The 14346-nt window shown below is 67.1% G+C and carries 15 protein-coding genes; 7 read left to right on the forward strand and 8 right to left on the reverse strand.

Going from position 1 to position 14346, the window contains the following annotated elements:
* Nucleotides 1–22: 22 nt before the first annotated feature.
* Together H1R19_RS18785 and H1R19_RS18790 are read left to right on the forward strand one after the other, a co-directional pair.
* Nucleotides 23–1087, forward strand: coding sequence for a thiolase domain-containing protein (locus H1R19_RS18785; RefSeq protein WP_219849793.1), 1065 nt, complete (start codon nucleotides 23–25; stop codon nucleotides 1085–1087).
* Nucleotides 1087–2265: a thiolase domain-containing protein gene (locus tag H1R19_RS18790; protein ID WP_219849794.1), complete on the forward strand. Its 1179-nt coding sequence runs from the start codon at nucleotides 1087–1089 to the stop codon at nucleotides 2263–2265. The genes H1R19_RS18785 and H1R19_RS18790 overlap by 1 nt, the downstream gene beginning before the upstream one ends.
* Nucleotides 2266–2349: 84 nt before the next feature.
* On the opposite strand, the gene H1R19_RS18795 is transcribed toward H1R19_RS18790, so the two are convergent.
* The 3 genes from H1R19_RS18795 to H1R19_RS18805 form a co-directional block, all read right to left on the reverse strand.
* Complete coding sequence (locus tag H1R19_RS18795) at nucleotides 2350–2898, reverse strand: carboxymuconolactone decarboxylase family protein (protein WP_219849795.1); 549 nt, start codon at nucleotides 2896–2898, stop codon at nucleotides 2350–2352.
* A 151-nt stretch (nucleotides 2899–3049) separates the two neighbouring features.
* Nucleotides 3050–3499, reverse strand: coding sequence for a nuclear transport factor 2 family protein (locus tag H1R19_RS18800; RefSeq protein ID WP_188328876.1), 450 nt, complete (start codon nucleotides 3497–3499; stop codon nucleotides 3050–3052).
* Complete coding sequence (locus H1R19_RS18805) at nucleotides 3496–4815, reverse strand: cytochrome P450 (RefSeq protein WP_280527222.1); 1320 nt, start codon at nucleotides 4813–4815, stop codon at nucleotides 3496–3498. The genes H1R19_RS18800 and H1R19_RS18805 overlap by 4 nt, the downstream gene beginning before the upstream one ends.
* Before the next feature lie 342 nt (nucleotides 4816–5157).
* On the opposite strand from H1R19_RS18805, the gene H1R19_RS18810 reads away from it, so the two are divergent.
* Together H1R19_RS18810 and H1R19_RS18815 are read left to right on the forward strand one after the other, a co-directional pair.
* Nucleotides 5158–6321: a steroid 3-ketoacyl-CoA thiolase gene (locus H1R19_RS18810; protein ID WP_188328877.1), complete on the forward strand. Its 1164-nt coding sequence runs from the start codon at nucleotides 5158–5160 to the stop codon at nucleotides 6319–6321.
* A gap of 8 nt (nucleotides 6322–6329) precedes the next feature.
* Nucleotides 6330–6824, forward strand: a complete 495-nt coding sequence (locus H1R19_RS18815; RefSeq protein ID WP_219849796.1) for a nitroreductase family deazaflavin-dependent oxidoreductase — start codon at nucleotides 6330–6332, stop codon at nucleotides 6822–6824.
* 133 nt (nucleotides 6825–6957) lie between these two features.
* Here H1R19_RS18815 and H1R19_RS18820 read toward each other — a convergent pair whose 3' ends face one another.
* Complete coding sequence (locus H1R19_RS18820) at nucleotides 6958–7569, reverse strand: TetR/AcrR family transcriptional regulator (protein ID WP_219849797.1); 612 nt, start codon at nucleotides 7567–7569, stop codon at nucleotides 6958–6960.
* Between the two features lie 121 nt (nucleotides 7570–7690).
* Between H1R19_RS18820 and H1R19_RS18825 the strand changes: the two genes are divergently transcribed.
* Nucleotides 7691–8932 carry a cytochrome P450 gene (locus H1R19_RS18825; RefSeq protein ID WP_188328880.1) on the forward strand — a complete coding sequence of 414 codons (1242 nt, stop codon included), beginning with the start codon at nucleotides 7691–7693 and terminating at the stop codon, nucleotides 8930–8932.
* 16 nt (nucleotides 8933–8948) lie between these two features.
* Here H1R19_RS18825 and H1R19_RS18830 read toward each other — a convergent pair whose 3' ends face one another.
* The gene (locus H1R19_RS18830; RefSeq protein WP_219849798.1) at nucleotides 8949–9386 is read right to left on the reverse strand and encodes a winged helix-turn-helix transcriptional regulator; all 438 of its coding nucleotides are present in this window, start codon (nucleotides 9384–9386) and stop codon (nucleotides 8949–8951) included.
* 127 nt (nucleotides 9387–9513) lie between these two features.
* On the opposite strand from H1R19_RS18830, the gene H1R19_RS18835 reads away from it, so the two are divergent.
* Entirely contained in the window at nucleotides 9514–10428 is a 915-nt protein-coding gene (locus tag H1R19_RS18835; RefSeq protein WP_219849799.1) for an NADP-dependent oxidoreductase, read from the forward strand.
* Between the two features lie 21 nt (nucleotides 10429–10449).
* Here the strand turns inward: H1R19_RS18835 and fadD8 are convergent, their stop codons facing one another.
* Entirely contained in the window at nucleotides 10450–12096 is a 1647-nt protein-coding gene (gene fadD8, locus H1R19_RS18840; RefSeq protein WP_219849800.1) for a fatty-acid--CoA ligase FadD8, read from the reverse strand.
* 158 nt (nucleotides 12097–12254) lie between these two features.
* Between fadD8 and H1R19_RS18845 the strand changes: the two genes are divergently transcribed.
* Nucleotides 12255–12911 carry a GNAT family N-acetyltransferase gene (locus H1R19_RS18845; protein WP_219849801.1) on the forward strand — a complete coding sequence of 219 codons (657 nt, stop codon included), beginning with the start codon at nucleotides 12255–12257 and terminating at the stop codon, nucleotides 12909–12911.
* Nucleotides 12912–12985: 74 nt separating this feature from the next.
* On the opposite strand, the gene H1R19_RS18850 is transcribed toward H1R19_RS18845, so the two are convergent.
* Entirely contained in the window at nucleotides 12986–13363 is a 378-nt protein-coding gene (locus H1R19_RS18850; protein WP_219849802.1) for a DUF8021 domain-containing protein, read from the reverse strand.
* A 15-nt stretch (nucleotides 13364–13378) separates the two neighbouring features.
* Nucleotides 13379–14275, reverse strand: a complete 897-nt coding sequence (locus tag H1R19_RS18855) for an SDR family oxidoreductase (protein WP_219849803.1) — start codon at nucleotides 14273–14275, stop codon at nucleotides 13379–13381.
* Nucleotides 14276–14346 lie beyond the last annotated feature (71 nt).

Here is a 14346-nt window from a genome sequence, read left to right on the forward strand (position 1 = left end):
CTGTGATGAAGGACCACCTCTGATGACACTGCCCCCGATCGCGATCATCGGCTTCGCGCACAGCCCCAACATCGCCGGCACGCACGGCACCACCAACGGTGTCGAGATGCTGATCCCCTGCTTCGACAAGCTCTACGCCGAACTCGGCATCGCTCGCACCGACATCGAGTTCTGGTGCAGCGGGTCGTCGGATTACCTTGCCGGGCGGGCATTCTCGTTCATCTCCGCGATCGACTCGATCGGTGCGATGCCGCCGATCAACGAGTCCCATGTGGAGATGGACGGTGCGTGGGCGCTCTACGAGGCCTGGGTGAAGATCGCCACCGGCGAGGTCGACCTGGCTCTCGCCTACGGCTTCGGCAAGGCCACCGCCGGGAACACCGATCAGACCCTGGCACTGCAGACCGACCCGTACACCGTCGCACCGCTGCACCCCGACGCACGCTCGCTCGGCGCCCTGCAGGCTCGCGCCGGCATCGACGCCGGGAAGTGGACCGAGGAGGATATGGCCGTCATCGGCGCCCGGACCTTCGGCGGGTCCGCGGAGGACCTCCTCGCCGGTGACTACGTCGCGAACCCGTTGCGGCGCCACGATATCGCGCCCTACACCGACGCCGCGGCCGCGGTCATCATCGCCAGCGAGCGCAAAGCCCGTGAGCTGGTGGCCAACCCGGCGTTCGTCACCGGCTGGGATCATCGGATCGACACCCCGAACTTCGGTGCCCGCGATCTCACCGTCTCACCGTCGACGAAACTCGCAGGCGACACCGCGTTCGGCGACCGCAGCCGCGCGGTGGACGTGGCCGAGATCAACGCCTCCTACTCGCACCAGGAGATCATCGTCCGCAACGCCCTCGGGCTCCCGGACTCGGTGCGCATCAATCCGTCCGGCGGTTCGCTGGCGGGCAACTCGCTGTTCTCCGCGGGGTTGCAGCGCATCGGCTACGCAGCGCACGAGATCCTCACCGGCAACGCCGGCACCGCCGTCGCGCATGCGTCCAGCGGTCCGCTGCTGCAACAGAACATGGTGGTCACCCTGGCTGACCGCAACAGCACGGCATCGACGAACACTGGGGGCGAGCACTGATGGCACACAAGAACCGCGCGGCCGTTCTCGGCACCGGACAGACACGCTATGTGGCCAAGCGGTCCGACGTCACCATGGCCGGGATGGTCCGCGAGGCCATCGACGCCGCACTGGCCGACTCCAAGACCTCCCTCGACGACATCGACGCGATCGTCATCGGCAAGGCACCCGATCTGTTCGAGGGCTCGATGATGCCCGAACTCGCGATGGCCGAGGCCATCGGCGCGGTCGGCAAACGACTCATCCGCGTCCACACGGCCGGCTCGGTCGGCGGTTCGACCGCCAACGTCGCGGCGTCGCTGGTCTTCGCCGGTGTGCACCGGCGCGTGCTCGCGGTCGCCTGGGAGAAGCAGTCGGAATCCAATGCCATGTGGGCCCTGTCGATTCCGGTCCCCTTCACCAAGCCGGTCGGTGCCGGCGCGGGCGGCTTCTTCGCCCCGCATGTGCGCTCCTACATCCGCCAGTCGGGTGCGCCCGAACACATCGGCGCGATGGTCGCGGCCAAGGACCGGCGCAACGGCGCACTGAATCCGCTGGCGCACCTGCATCAGCCGGATCAGACCACGGAGAAGGTCATGAGCTCGCAGATGCTCTGGGACCCGATCCGCTACGACGAGACCTGCCCGTCCTCCGATGGTGCATGTGCGGTCGTCATCGGCGACGAGCAGGCCGCCGACGACGCCGTCGCCGCGGGCGATCCGGTGGCCTGGATCCACGCCACCGCGATGCGCACCGAACCGCTGTCCTACGCACACCGCAACGTGGTGAGCCCGCAGGCCGGGCGCGATGCGGCCGCGGCACTGTGGAAGGCCGGCGGTATCAGCAATCCGCTCGAGGAGATCGACGCCGCCGAGATCTATGTTCCGTTCTCCTGGTTCGAGCCGATGTGGCTGGAGAACCTCGGTTTCGTCGCCGAGGGCGAGGGCTGGAAGCTCACCGAGTCGGGTGACACCGAGATCGGTGGCCGTATTCCGCTGAACGCCTCGGGCGGCGTGCTGTCGTCGAACCCCATCGGCGCGTCGGGCATGATCCGCTTCGCCGAGGCCGCGATCCAGGTCATGGGAAAGGCGGGCGACCACCAGGTTCCGGACGCACGCAAGGCGCTGGGCCATGCGTACGGCGGTGGCTCGCAGTACTTCTCGATGTGGCTCGTCGGGGCGGACAAGCCCCTGCACTGATCGCAGGACTCATGCCGCAGGACTCATGGCAACGATGCGCGTTGGGGGCGCATCGTTGCCATGAACTGCGTGTTGGGCCGGCAGCTATGAACTGCGCTCGGGGAGTGCGCAGGCGAGGCCGTCGGACATACCGGTCGGACGCACGCCCAGCGACTGGTTGAGCCGTGCGCGTTGGTTCTCCCAGGCGATGGTCATCGCGAGTTCGACGATCTGTGCCGGCGAGAAGTGTTCGGACAGTCGACGACGCAGGTCGGCGAGGTCGTCGGCTACGGCCGGCGTCAGGGTCATGGCCTCCGCGTAGGCGATCACGAGTTTCTCGACCTCGGTGTAGACGGTCGAATCCCGATAGCGCGGCAGGTCCCGCACTTGCTGCTCACCGATACCCGCGCCCGACGCCAGTGCCGACCCGATGTCGAGGCAGAACTCGCAGCTGACCAGACCCGCGGTCTTGAGCTCGGCGAGCTCCTTGAGCTTCGGGTCCATCCTGTTCGACAGCAGCAGCGCCGACTCCATGCCGACGGTGGCGCCGGCGAGTAGCGGCCGGCGCACGAAGTGGCCGACGAGGTCGCCGCGATGACGACGCGCACGACCCATGGCCCGTACATAGTTCCGAATCCGGTGGAGTGATCTCATCGTCGTCCTTCCCTCAGCGCCCGCGTGCTGGGACGCCACGCCGGCAGGTACTGACCAGGGTCCCCGCCCGCGGAACTCGTCGCAACGAAAACCGCGGGCGGAACAGATGTGGTGAACATCTGTCCCGCCCGCGGCGGTATTCGTCGACGACTCAGGCCGTGCGCACCGACTGGATCGTCTTCTCCACTTCCCAGAAGGCGCGCAGCGCCGACAACTTGCCGTCGGCATCGGCGCGATAGGTGAACACTCCCCTGGCCTCGGAGACGTGTCCGGCGATGTGCGTGACGATGGACCCGATGTAGGCCACCTCGTTGCCGCAGATGATCTCCTCGTCGAAGCGGAACTCGATGCTCTCGGTGGCCGCGATGGACTTGTCCCAGAACTCCGAGATCTGCTCGTGCCCATGGAATCCGACACCCTCGGGGTCGAACATCGACGGACCGACCGGGTCTTCGACCGTGGCGTCGGCGGCGAAGTTGTCGACCCAGGCCTGCTTGTCTCGCGATTCGACGAACTCCCGCGAACGCCGGCCGGCGACGACCGCGGGATGGTTCTCCCGGTCGATGCCGAGATAGGCCGGTGAACCGTCGGTCGACGTCACTTCGTGCCGTAGTCGACGCGAAGTTCCTTCATCCCGTTGATCCAGCCGTGACGCAACCGGCGCGGTGCGTCGAGCTTGGTGATGTCGGGGACGAGGTCGGCGAGCGCATTGAACATCAGGTTGATCTCCATGCGCGCGAGGTTGGCGCCGACACAGAAGTGCGCACCGTTGCCGCCGAAACCGACGTGCGGGTTGGGATCACGCAGGATGTTGAACGAGAACGGATCGTCGAAGACGTCCTCGTCGTAGTTCGCGGAGCCGTAGAACATGCCGACACGCTCGCCCTTGGCGATGTCTTTGCCGCCGATCTGGGTGTCCCGCTTGGCAGTTCGCTGGAAGCAGTTGACCGGGGTGGCCCAGCGGACGATCTCGTCGACGGCGGTGGCCGGGCGCTCCTTCTTGAACAGCTCCCACTGGTCTGGGTTGTCCAGGAACGCATTCATGCCGTGGCTGATGGCGTTACGCGTGGTCTCGTTGCCGGCCACGGTCAGCAGGATGAAGAAGAAGCCGAACTCCGTCTCGTCGAGCGACTGCCCGTCGAGGTCGGCGTTGACCAGGGTGGTGACGATGTCCTCGCCCGGGTTCTTACGCTTCTCCTCGGCCATCGTGTAGCCGTATCCGAGGATCTCGGCGTTGGCCTGCTGCGGATCGGTCGTGTAGTCCGGGTCGTCGGCGTTCATCATCGAATTCGACCAGTCGAACAGCTTCTCGCGGTCTTCCTCGGGAACACCGAGGAGATCGGCGATCGCCAGCAGCGGCAGGTCGACGGCGATGTCCTTGACGAAGTCGCCGCTGCCCTTCTCCGCTGCGCGCGTGACGATCTCGCGAGCGGCGTCATCGAGCTTCTCCTCGAGTGAATGCACCGCGCGGGGGGTGAACAGCTTGGAGACCAGCTTGCGAAGACGGGTGTGCTCCGGCGGATCGTGATTGATCAGCAGTGCCTTGGTGATCTCGATCTGCTCAGCGGTCATCTCGTCGTCGAACCGCATGATGACGCCGTTGGCGTTGGTTTCCCAGTCATCGTTGTTCTTCGAGATCTCGCGGACGTGGGCGTGCTTGGAGATCACCCAGTACCCGCCGTCGTGGAAACCACCACCCTTGCCGGGAGCCTGGGCATTCCACCAGACCGGCGCTGTCTTGCGCAGTTGCGCGAACTCCGCCACGGGAATTCCCTGCTCGAGCAGATCGGGGTTGGTGAAATCCCAACCCTCCTGCTCCATGAACGGACACTTCTCGACGACGTCGGAAGCGCTCGTCTGCGCAGAATTCGCCGTGGCCGGCTCGCTGCCGATCGGGGCGCTCTGGGCCTGGGTCACGTCACACCACCTCTGTGAGATTTAGAACCTGTTTCAATCACATTCAAGCACACTGTGACGCGTACGACACCCTCAGACGAGAACTTGTTCTAGTTTTGGCGTCTCCGGTGCCGCTCACCTGCGTATTGGTCGTTCCGCAATGTCATATTCGCCATCCCGCAGGTGCGCAACCGACACCGCGACACCCGGCTCAGGCGGTGACCGCAGAGGCTCCGAACATCCGCCGTAGACGCAAACATAGAACATGTTCTAGCTTGGGTGGAGAGGTCGACGGCGACGCCGTCGATCGTCCCCGTCGTTGAGTACGCTTCGGGGTTCGGTAAGGCAAACAAAGGAGTGGCCATGGGCGTTCCGGTCATCGTGGAAGCGGCGCGCACGCCGATCGGCAAGCGCGGCGGTTGGCTGTCGGGCCTCCACGCCGAGGAGCTGCTCGGCATCGCGCAGCGCGGCGTCATCGAGAAGGCCGGGATCGATCCCGCTCTCGTCGAGCAGGCGATCGGCGGCTGTGTCACCCAGGCCGGCGCGCAGGCCGGCAACATCACGCGTAAGGCGTGGCTGTCGGCGGGTCTGCCCGAGGCGACCGGTGCCACCACCATCGACGCCCAGTGCGGTTCGGCGCAGCAGGCCAACCATCTGATCGCCGGGCTCATCGCCTCCGACGCGATCGACATCGGCATCGCCTGCGGCGTCGAGACGATGACGGTGGTCCCCCTCGGGGCGAACGTGGGCACCAACGCCGGCCCGTATCACGCCGATTCGTGGAACGTCGACATGCCGAACCAGTTCGAGGCCGCCGAACGCATCGCCAAACGTCGCGGCATCACCCGCGCCGACATCGACGCACTGGGCGAACGCAGTCAGCGGCTCGCACGCCAGGCGTGGGACGAAGGCCGCTTCGAGCGAGAGGTGCTGACCTTCAAGGCGCCCGAGCGCACCAAAGAGGGCGAGCTCACCGGCAACATCATCGACGTCAGCCGCGACCAGGGCCTGCGTGACACCACCCTCGACTCGCTCGCCGCTCTCAAGCCCGTCCTCGACGGCGGCATCCACACCGCGGGAACGTCGTCGCAGATCTCCGACGGCGCGGCCGCGGTCCTGATCATGGACGAGGACAAGGCCCGGGCGCTCGGACTGACCCCGCGAGCCCGCATCAAGGCGCAGGCCCTGGTCGGCTCGGAGCCCCACTTCCACCTCGACGGCCCGGTCCAGGCGACCGAACGGGTGCTCGCCAAATCGGGAATGTCGCTGTCCGACATCGACATCGTCGAGATCAACGAAGCATTCGCATCCGTGGTCCTCAGCTGGGCTCGCGTCCACGGCGCCGACATGGACCGGGTCAACGTGAACGGCGGCGCGATCGCCCTCGGACATCCCGTGGGCAGCACCGGGTCTCGCCTCATCACCACCGCCCTGCACGAACTCGAACGCCGCGACGGCCAGACCGCCCTTGTCACGATGTGCGCGGGCGGCGCGATGGCCACCGGCACCATTCTCGAGCGGATCTGACTACCAAGATGCCCGTCTTCGACCCGGACAACAAACCCGCACAACTGGATTCGCCCATAGTCAGCAGGATCATCAAGCTGGGGTCCAAGGCGAACACCGCGCTGTACAAGGTGAGCGGTGGCCGGGTCGGCGGCACCTGGCGCATCGGTGCCGGGTTGAGCAAACCCGCGCCGGTGTGCCTGCTCACGACGATCGGCCGTAAGTCCGGTCAGCCCCGCACGGCTCCCCTGATCTACCTTCGACGCGGCAACGCGTTCGTGGTGGTCGCGTCCCAGGGCGGCGCGGCGAAGAACCCGGCCTGGTATCTCAACCTGCGCGACAACCCGAAGGTCACCATCCAGGTGGGCAAGGACAAACACGACCTTGTCGCGCGCACGGCCACCGATGCCGAGCGGGCACAGTTGTGGCCGGACCTGGTGGACACCTACGCCGACTTCGACACCTACGACGCCTGGACAGACCGCACGATCCCGGTCGTGATCTGCGAGCCGGCTTCCTCCTGAGACGGCCGCTCCGCCGGTTCGGAGTGTTCGACATCAATCTCGCATCCTCCTGAGCGGGTTCCGAGGGCATATTGCCCTTTGTCTCCCTCAGGAGGATGAGTTGTTTCCTGAGGAGAGCCCGCTCACGCCCGGATCATGAACCGGGACGGGCCAGCTCCCGTATCGCCGCACCGGCCCAGGTGTCGAGGAACCGCCGCATCTCCTCGCCACTGCGGGACGATGCGGGATCGATCACCATGGATTGCAGTGTGCGCAGCACGATCTCGGTGATGAGCTCGAGCGCGTCGGCGTCGTAACCCGCCTCGCTCCAGGGCACCTCGAGGCGCTCGACCATCGCCCGTGCGAACCGCCGGGCGTCGTCGGATGTGAACCCTCCGACGACCGGGACGCTCAGCTTGTCCGACCGGAGCAGCAATCCGACGTAATCGTCCTGCTCCAGTTCCTCCAGAACCGCGGCGATCCCCTCGACCAGCGCCGCGTCCGGCCGCTCGATGCCGACCAGGCGCGCCTCGATCCGGGCCAGCAGCCCCTCGACAGCATCGAGCGCCGTCGCCGACAGGAGTTCCTCGGTGCCCGAGAAATAGCGATACACGGTCTGCCGCGTCACGCCGAGTTCGCGGGCAACGTCGGCGATGCTGGTCGCCGTACCGCGGCGGTCGATGGTCGCCCTGGTCGCCGCGAGTATCCGCGACACCGCTTCGGCGTCGTTGACCGGCACGCGGCCACCCCAACCATGAGTTCGCATCAGTTGTCGAGCCTACCGCCGGCCCGCCGCGGGCAGACCATACGCTCAGGTTCATGATGTATGGTGTGGTGACCGGGCACACATACCAGTCTGGTGCGCCCGTCGACGGAAGAGGTTGGACATGACGGCATCCGCAGGGGTCTGCCCGTTCAGCGAGGGCTTCGACTTCACCAACCCCGACCTGCTGGAGCAGGGCATGCCGATCAAGGAGTTCGCCGAGCTCCGGCGCACCGCACCGGTCTGGTGGAATGCGCAGCCCCCGGGGACGTCCGGCTTCACCGACGGCGGGTTCTGGGTCATCTCCCGGCACGCCGACGTCCGCGACATCTCCAGGAACAGCCGGTTGTGGTCGACCAACGCCAAGGGAGCCATTCTCCGTCTGCCCGACTACGTGACCCCCGAGCAGATCGAGTTCACCAAAGCACTCCTGATCAATCACGATCCACCGGAGCACACACGTCTGCGAAAGATCGTGTCGCGCATCTTCACTCCGCGATCCGTCGCGATCCTCAAGGAGAAGCTGGCCGATTCGGCACACGCCATCGTCGAGGCGGCCGCCGCGAAAGACGGCGGCAACTTCGTCGACGACGTCGCCATCCATCTACCGCTGCAAGCAATCCTGGACCTCGTCGGCATTCCCCACGCGGACCGCGAACGGATCTCCCTGCTCGTCGATGCGACCATCAACAACGACGACCCCGACCAGACCATCGACCCGGCGACGGCCAACGCCGAACTCCTCGGTTACGCCTACACGATGGCCGAGGAGCGTCGGAAGAACCCCACCGACGACATCATCACCACGCTGATCCAGGCAGACATCGACGGCGAGGCGATGACCGAGATCGAGTTCGGTTTCTTCATCATCCTGCTCATCACCGCGGGCAACGAGACCACGCGCAACGCGACGTCTCACGGCATGAATGCCTTCCTCGATCACCCCGCCGCATGGGACCTCTACAAACGCGACCGGCCGGCGACCGCGATCGAGGAGATCCTGCGCTGGTCCACTCCCGTCCACGGATTCCAGCGGACCGCGTTGTCCGACACCCGCATCGGCGACGTCGACATCGCCGCCGGACAGCGCGTCGGGTTGTTCTACAGCTCCGCCAACTTCGACGAGGACGTCTTCGACGACCCGTTCAGCTTCGACATCACGCGGGACCCCAACCCGCACCTGTCCTTCGGCGGCAACGGCGCCCATTTCTGCATCGGCGCCAACCTCGCCCGCCTCGAACTCAGCCTGATCTTCAATGCCATCGCCGACACCCTGCCCGACATCTCGCGGGCCGGCGAGATCCGCCGCGTGCGTTCTGGCTGGCTGAACGGGGTCAAGCAGCTCGACGTCGCCTACCACGGCTGAGTGAACACCGAGTCCCTCACCCGGCCCGCGCGTCGTGGCGCGCCCGGTTCTCGAGGACCTCATCCATGTGAGACTCGGCCCACGCCTTCATGATCCGCATGACCTCGTGCAGTGACAGACCCAGTTCGGTCAGCTCATAGGTCACGGTGACCGGGACGGTCGGCGTGACCGTGCGTGTGAGCAGCCCGTCTCGTTCGAGAGAACGCAGCGTCTGCGTCAGCATCTTCTCGCTGACACCGGCAAGGCGCCGCAACAACTCCGAATACCGCATGGCACACGGACCATCGCCGTGTTCGACGCCAGACGGCCCACCTCCGCCCAGCGCGGCGAGGATCAACGCGACCCATTTGTCCGAGATTCGATCGAGCAGCCGGCGACTCGGGCATTCGGCGAGGAACGCGTCATAGTCCGCGCGCGCCCGGGCGCGCTTCTGCGCAGCGGTTTCGGTGGGCATACCGGCATCCTTCCGCGGTGGGTTACGCACTTCGAAGTGCGTACTTCCCTGTGGAGAGTTACCACACCATAGTGGAGCCTGCAGCAGGTGAGCGCAAGAGTTCGCCGCCACCAGAGGGAGTCAGTCCATGAGCACCAACACCTTTCGCGCGGCGGTCGTCCGCGCCCCGTCGGGACCCGATTCGATCGAGATCCTCGACCTTCCCACCCGCGCTCCCGGGCGCGGCGAGGCCCGGATCGCGGTGGCGGCAGCATCGATCAACCCCGTCGACCTCGCGGTGGCCGGAGGGGTCTTCCACCAGCGCGGAGTGATCCCACCGGGACGGCAAGCGGGGCTCGGCTGGGACTTCGCCGGCACGGTCATCGAATCGGGCCCCGGCACCGGCGTCGAACCCGGCGCTCGTGTGGCCGGTGTCGTGACCGGGTTCGACCGCGAGATCGGCGCCTACGCCGACGAAGTGGTCATCGGCGCCTCTGAGTTCGCCGTCGTGCCGGAGGCGCTGGATCTCGTTGCGGCATCCACCATCCCGATCAACGGGCTCGCCGCGGCCCAGATGTTGGACCTGCTCGGCGCCCCCACCCCGGAATCGAACCGACTGCTCGTGACCGGGGCCGCCGGGGTCGTCGGCGGGTACCTGCTCGCGCTCGCCGGCGAGCGCGGCTGGCAGGTCACCGGCCTCGCCCGGGCCGACGACGAGGCCTTCGTCCGGGGGCTCGGTGCCGCGTTCACGACCTCGCCGGACCACCGATGGGATGCGGTGGCCGACGGGGCCGCGATGCAGAGCACCGGTCTCGCCCTGGTGCGCGACGGCGGGAGATTCGTGGGCGTTCAGCCCGGGGCGGCCCCGCAACCCGAGCGCGGTATCTCGGTGCACACGGTCGTGGCGCACGCCGACGGCCGTCTCGGGGACCTACTCGAACGCGCCGCGGCCGGCGCCCTCCCCATCAGGGTGCATGCGACGGTGCCGCTCGACCGGGTCGCCGACGCGCAGAAGGAAGCCGCCAAGCCCGGCGTCCGCGGACGTGTGGTTCTCCTGCCCTGAGACGCCGAGCCGGCGTACCTCCTAGCCGACGCGGCGCTCGGCGTCGGCCCAGTACTGGGCGCGCAGCGCCTTCTTGTCCGGTTTTCCGAGGGCGGTCAGCGGCAGCGACTCGGTGAAGATCACCCGTTTCGGCGACTGCACCGCACCCTTGCGATCCTTGACGGTCTGCTGGATCTCGGCGGTGATCGTCGCTTTCGCGGCATCGTCGGCAGCGGCGTCGGCGCGCAGGACGACGATGGCCGTCACCGCCTCGCCCCACTTCTCGTCGGGGACGCCGATGACACCGACCTGCCCGACCGCCGGATGTTCGGCGACGACGTCCTCGACCTCACGCGGGAACACGTTGAACCCACCGGTGACGATCATGTCCTTGGTGCGGTCGACGATGAACCAGAAGCCGTCCTCGTCCTCGCGGGCCACGTCGCCGGTGCGCAGCCACCCGTCGCGGAAGGTGTCCGCGGTCTGCTCCGGCAGGCCGAGGTAACCACCGGCGAGAAGCGGCCCGGCGACGCAGATCTCACCGGGCTCCCCCTGCGCGACGGGCTTGTCGTCGGGCCCGAGCAGTGCGGTGCGCAGGAACGCCGACGGTCGCCCACAGCTGCTCAGGCGGCGCTGGTCCTCACCCGGCCCCGGATGATCGTCCTTGGCCAGGTAACTGATCACCATCGGCGCCTCGGACTGTCCGTAGTACTGCGCGAAGATCGGGCCGAATCGTTCGATGGCCTCGGCGAGCCGCACGGGATTGATCGGGGACGCACCGTAATACACGGTTTCGAGGGACGACAGGTCGCGTGTGCGGGAATCGGGATGGTCCATCAGCGCGTACAACATCGACGGCACCAGCATCGTGGCGGTGATCTTCTGCTCCTCGATGGTGCGCAGCACCTCCGCCGGATCGAATTTCGAGAGCACCACCATCGATCCGCCCTTCATCAGGGTCGGCACGAAGAACGCCGCACCCGCATGCGACAGCGGGGTGCAGAGCAGGAACCGCGGGTGCTCCGGCCACTCCCATTCGGCGAGCTGGATCTGGGTCATCGTCGACATCGCCCGCGCCGTTCCGATGACGCCCTTGGGTTTTCCGGTCGTGCCACCGGTGTAGGTGATCGAGACGACGTGGTCGGGCGAGAGGTGCGCCGAGACAAGGGGTTTGGGTTCGTATGCCTCGGCCTCGGCGATCACGTCGCGCGCCTGGGCGGCCAGTTGCTCGGGCACCGGGCCGAGTGTGAGCACCTGCTTGAGTCCGGGCACCCGCTCGAGCAGGGCCGCGGCGCGCTCGACGAACATCGGCACCGGATCGATGATGAGCGTCGAGACCCCGGCGTCGGCGAGCACATAGGCGTGGTCGTCGAGGGAGCCCAGGGGGTGCAGCGCGGTGCGCCGCCACCCCTGCGTCTGACCGGCACCGATCACGAACAGGACCTCGGGCCGGTTGAGCGCCAGCAGGCCGACCGCGGTGCCGGTACCCGCACCCAGCCCCTCGAAGGCCTGGATGTAGCGACTGATCGACGCGGCCATCTGACCACCGGTCATCTCGGTGTCGCCCAGCGAGAGCACCGTGCGATCGGCGTGCCGGCGCAGCGCGGCGACCATGAGGTCACCCATATGCGTGCCCCCGCGGAGGTGATCGAAGTCGGTCGGTGCGGTCGTCGTACCCTCGTTCGTCATGCCACTCAGACTAGGACGTGTTCCATCTTCAGGGAAGAATGTCCACCAAAATGACGGAATCCGAGAGTAGAACGTGTTCTATTCGGGCACGTCGGGCGCACCGCTTCGACGCCGCAGGGCCGACGACGCACCGCCGGTGCGTGACCTAGGATCGAACCATGACTGATCTTGACCTCGCCACCGCCCGCCGTGACATCGCCGACGCACTCCTCACCGCGCTGGAGCGCCGCCATGAGGTTCTCGATGCGATCGTCGAGGCGGAGAATCACGACGAGGCGGTCGCCGCGATCGTCGAACTGCTCGGCAAGTCGACACTCGGGGCCGAGGCGATCCTGGACATGAAGCTCGACCAGCTGACCAAGGACGACCGCCGCAAGAACCAGGCCGAGCTCGACGACCTCAACAGTGCGCTGACCTTCACACTTGCCGAACGCCCGGCCAGCAGCGGCGACACCCTCAACCTGCGTCTGTTCGACCCGGCAACCGACGCCGAACTGTTCTCCGCGCGCACCGACGAGGTGGGTACCGCCGGAGACGGCTCCGGTGCACCCGCCGGAGATGTCGCCTCCGAGATCAGCGCCGCCAATGACCGCGTCGACGCGGAGGAGGCCGTGTGGCTCGTCGCAGTCGAGGGCGACTCCAAGGTGGGGTTCGTCTTCGGTGAGCTCAAGGACGGCGAGGTCGACCTGCGGATCTGGATCCACCCGCAGTTCCGCAAGTCCGGATACGGTACCGCCGCACTGCGCAAGGCGCGCTCGGAGATGGCCGCCTACTTCCCCGGCGTACCCATGGTCGTCCGCGCCCCGAGCGCATAAACTTCCACAGACGGACGAACTCACCGCCCCGAGGGGTGGTGAGTTCGTCCGTTTGTGGAGGGTGTGCGGGCAACTCAGGCGGACATCGGACGTGGCAGGCCGAACCGCGCCACGATCGCCCGGATCCGGTTGTCCTCGTCGACGACGAAAGTCTCCGAGACCGGCGCGCCCAGACGTAACGCCTTCGGGCGCACATGCACCACGTATCGCGTTGTGACGCTGTGCCCGTCGGCGGTCGCGGTGAAGTCCGAGATCCGGTGGATGAGGCGGAACTGAGGGCCACGCGCGAGACTCCGGGCGATGTGGGAGCCGTTACGGCCGGTCCGTACGCCCAACTCGACGCGGGTGCAGTCGGGATGCAACCGCACTCCCGACGAATCGTGGCTCACCAGGGCGTCGACATATGCCCGGGCCGCCGCGATCCGTTCGGCAGCCTGATCGTCAGTGGACATGGTCGGCCGCCGAGATCACCGGGCGCCGTAAACCGGCATCGGGACCGGCGCCTTGGCCAGGATCTCCTCGACGACCGGTCCGAGCTCGGCGGCCTCCCAGCGGGAACCCTTGTCGCGCTCGACGCTTCGCTGCCAGCCGTCGGTGACCGAGATCTTACCGCCCTCCACCTCGAAGACCCGTCCGGTGACCGACGCCGACTCCGGCGAACCCAGCCAGACCACGAGCGGGGAGATGTTGGCCGGGTCCATCGCGTCGAACGAACCGTCTGCCGGGGCGGCCATCTGCGCGGCCATCGCGTCACCGGCGCCCATCGTCATCTGCGTGCGGGCCGCGGGAGCGATCGCGTTGACGGTCACACCGTAGGAACCCAGTTCGGCGGCCGCCTGGATGGTGAGGGCGGAGATACCGGCCTTGGCCGCGACGTAATTGCCCTGCCCCACCGAGCCGTACAGACCGGCGCCCGAGCTGGTGTTGATGATGCGTGCCTGCGGGGTCTGCCCGGCCTTGGCCTGTGCGCGCCAGTGCGCGGCCGCATGCCGCAGGCCGACGAAATGCCCCTTGAGGTGCACCCGGATGACCGCGTCCCACTCCTCCTCGGACAGCGACACCAGCATGCGGTCCCGTACGAAGCCCGCGTTGTTGACCAGGACGTCGAGCCGGCCGAACGCGCTCAGTGCGGTCTCGACCATCGCGCCGCCCGACTCCCAGTCGGCGACGTCGCCGACCGATGCCACGGCCTCGCCGCCGGCGGCGACGATCTCGTCGACGACCTGGGCAGCCGAATCCTCGGCGTAGTCGTTGACGACCACTTTGGCCCCGTCCGCGGCGAACGCGAGGGCGTGCGCGCGTCCGATGCCCTGCCCTGCGCCGGTCACGATGACGACGCGACCCTCGTTCAACTTGTCACTCAAAGCTTTTCCTTTCGAACTGCACGAAACGTGAAACCCGGGAACTCGAGACCTGAGGCTTCGAGACCTGGGGG

Source organism: Gordonia jinghuaiqii (assembly GCF_014041935.1).
Lineage (GTDB): Bacteria > Actinomycetota > Actinomycetes > Mycobacteriales > Mycobacteriaceae > Gordonia > Gordonia jinghuaiqii.

What these genes read in the sequence shown, in the direction of transcription:
- H1R19_RS18785 (WP_219849793.1), top strand. Translation starts at nt 23, where the DNA reads ATGACACTGCCCCCGATCGCGATCATCGGCTTCGCGCACAGCCCCAAC.
- H1R19_RS18790 (WP_219849794.1), top strand. Translation starts at nt 1,087, where the DNA reads ATGGCACACAAGAACCGCGCGGCCGTTCTCGGCACCGGACAGACACGC.
- H1R19_RS18795 (WP_219849795.1), bottom strand. Translation starts at nt 2,898, where the DNA reads ATGAGATCACTCCACCGGATTCGGAACTATGTACGGGCCATGGGTCGT.
- H1R19_RS18810 (WP_188328877.1), top strand. Translation starts at nt 5,158, where the DNA reads ATGGGCGTTCCGGTCATCGTGGAAGCGGCGCGCACGCCGATCGGCAAG.
- H1R19_RS18815 (WP_219849796.1), top strand. Translation starts at nt 6,330, where the DNA reads ATGCCCGTCTTCGACCCGGACAACAAACCCGCACAACTGGATTCGCCC.
- H1R19_RS18820 (WP_219849797.1), bottom strand. Translation starts at nt 7,569, where the DNA reads ATGCGAACTCATGGTTGGGGTGGCCGCGTGCCGGTCAACGACGCCGAA.
- H1R19_RS18825 (WP_188328880.1), top strand. Translation starts at nt 7,691, where the DNA reads ATGACGGCATCCGCAGGGGTCTGCCCGTTCAGCGAGGGCTTCGACTTC.
- H1R19_RS18830 (WP_219849798.1), bottom strand. Translation starts at nt 9,386, where the DNA reads ATGCCCACCGAAACCGCTGCGCAGAAGCGCGCCCGGGCGCGCGCGGAC.
- H1R19_RS18835 (WP_219849799.1), top strand. Translation starts at nt 9,514, where the DNA reads ATGAGCACCAACACCTTTCGCGCGGCGGTCGTCCGCGCCCCGTCGGGA.
- fadD8 (WP_219849800.1), bottom strand. Translation starts at nt 12,096, where the DNA reads ATGACGAACGAGGGTACGACGACCGCACCGACCGACTTCGATCACCTC.
- H1R19_RS18845 (WP_219849801.1), top strand. Translation starts at nt 12,255, where the DNA reads ATGACTGATCTTGACCTCGCCACCGCCCGCCGTGACATCGCCGACGCA.
- H1R19_RS18850 (WP_219849802.1), bottom strand. Translation starts at nt 13,363, where the DNA reads ATGTCCACTGACGATCAGGCTGCCGAACGGATCGCGGCGGCCCGGGCA.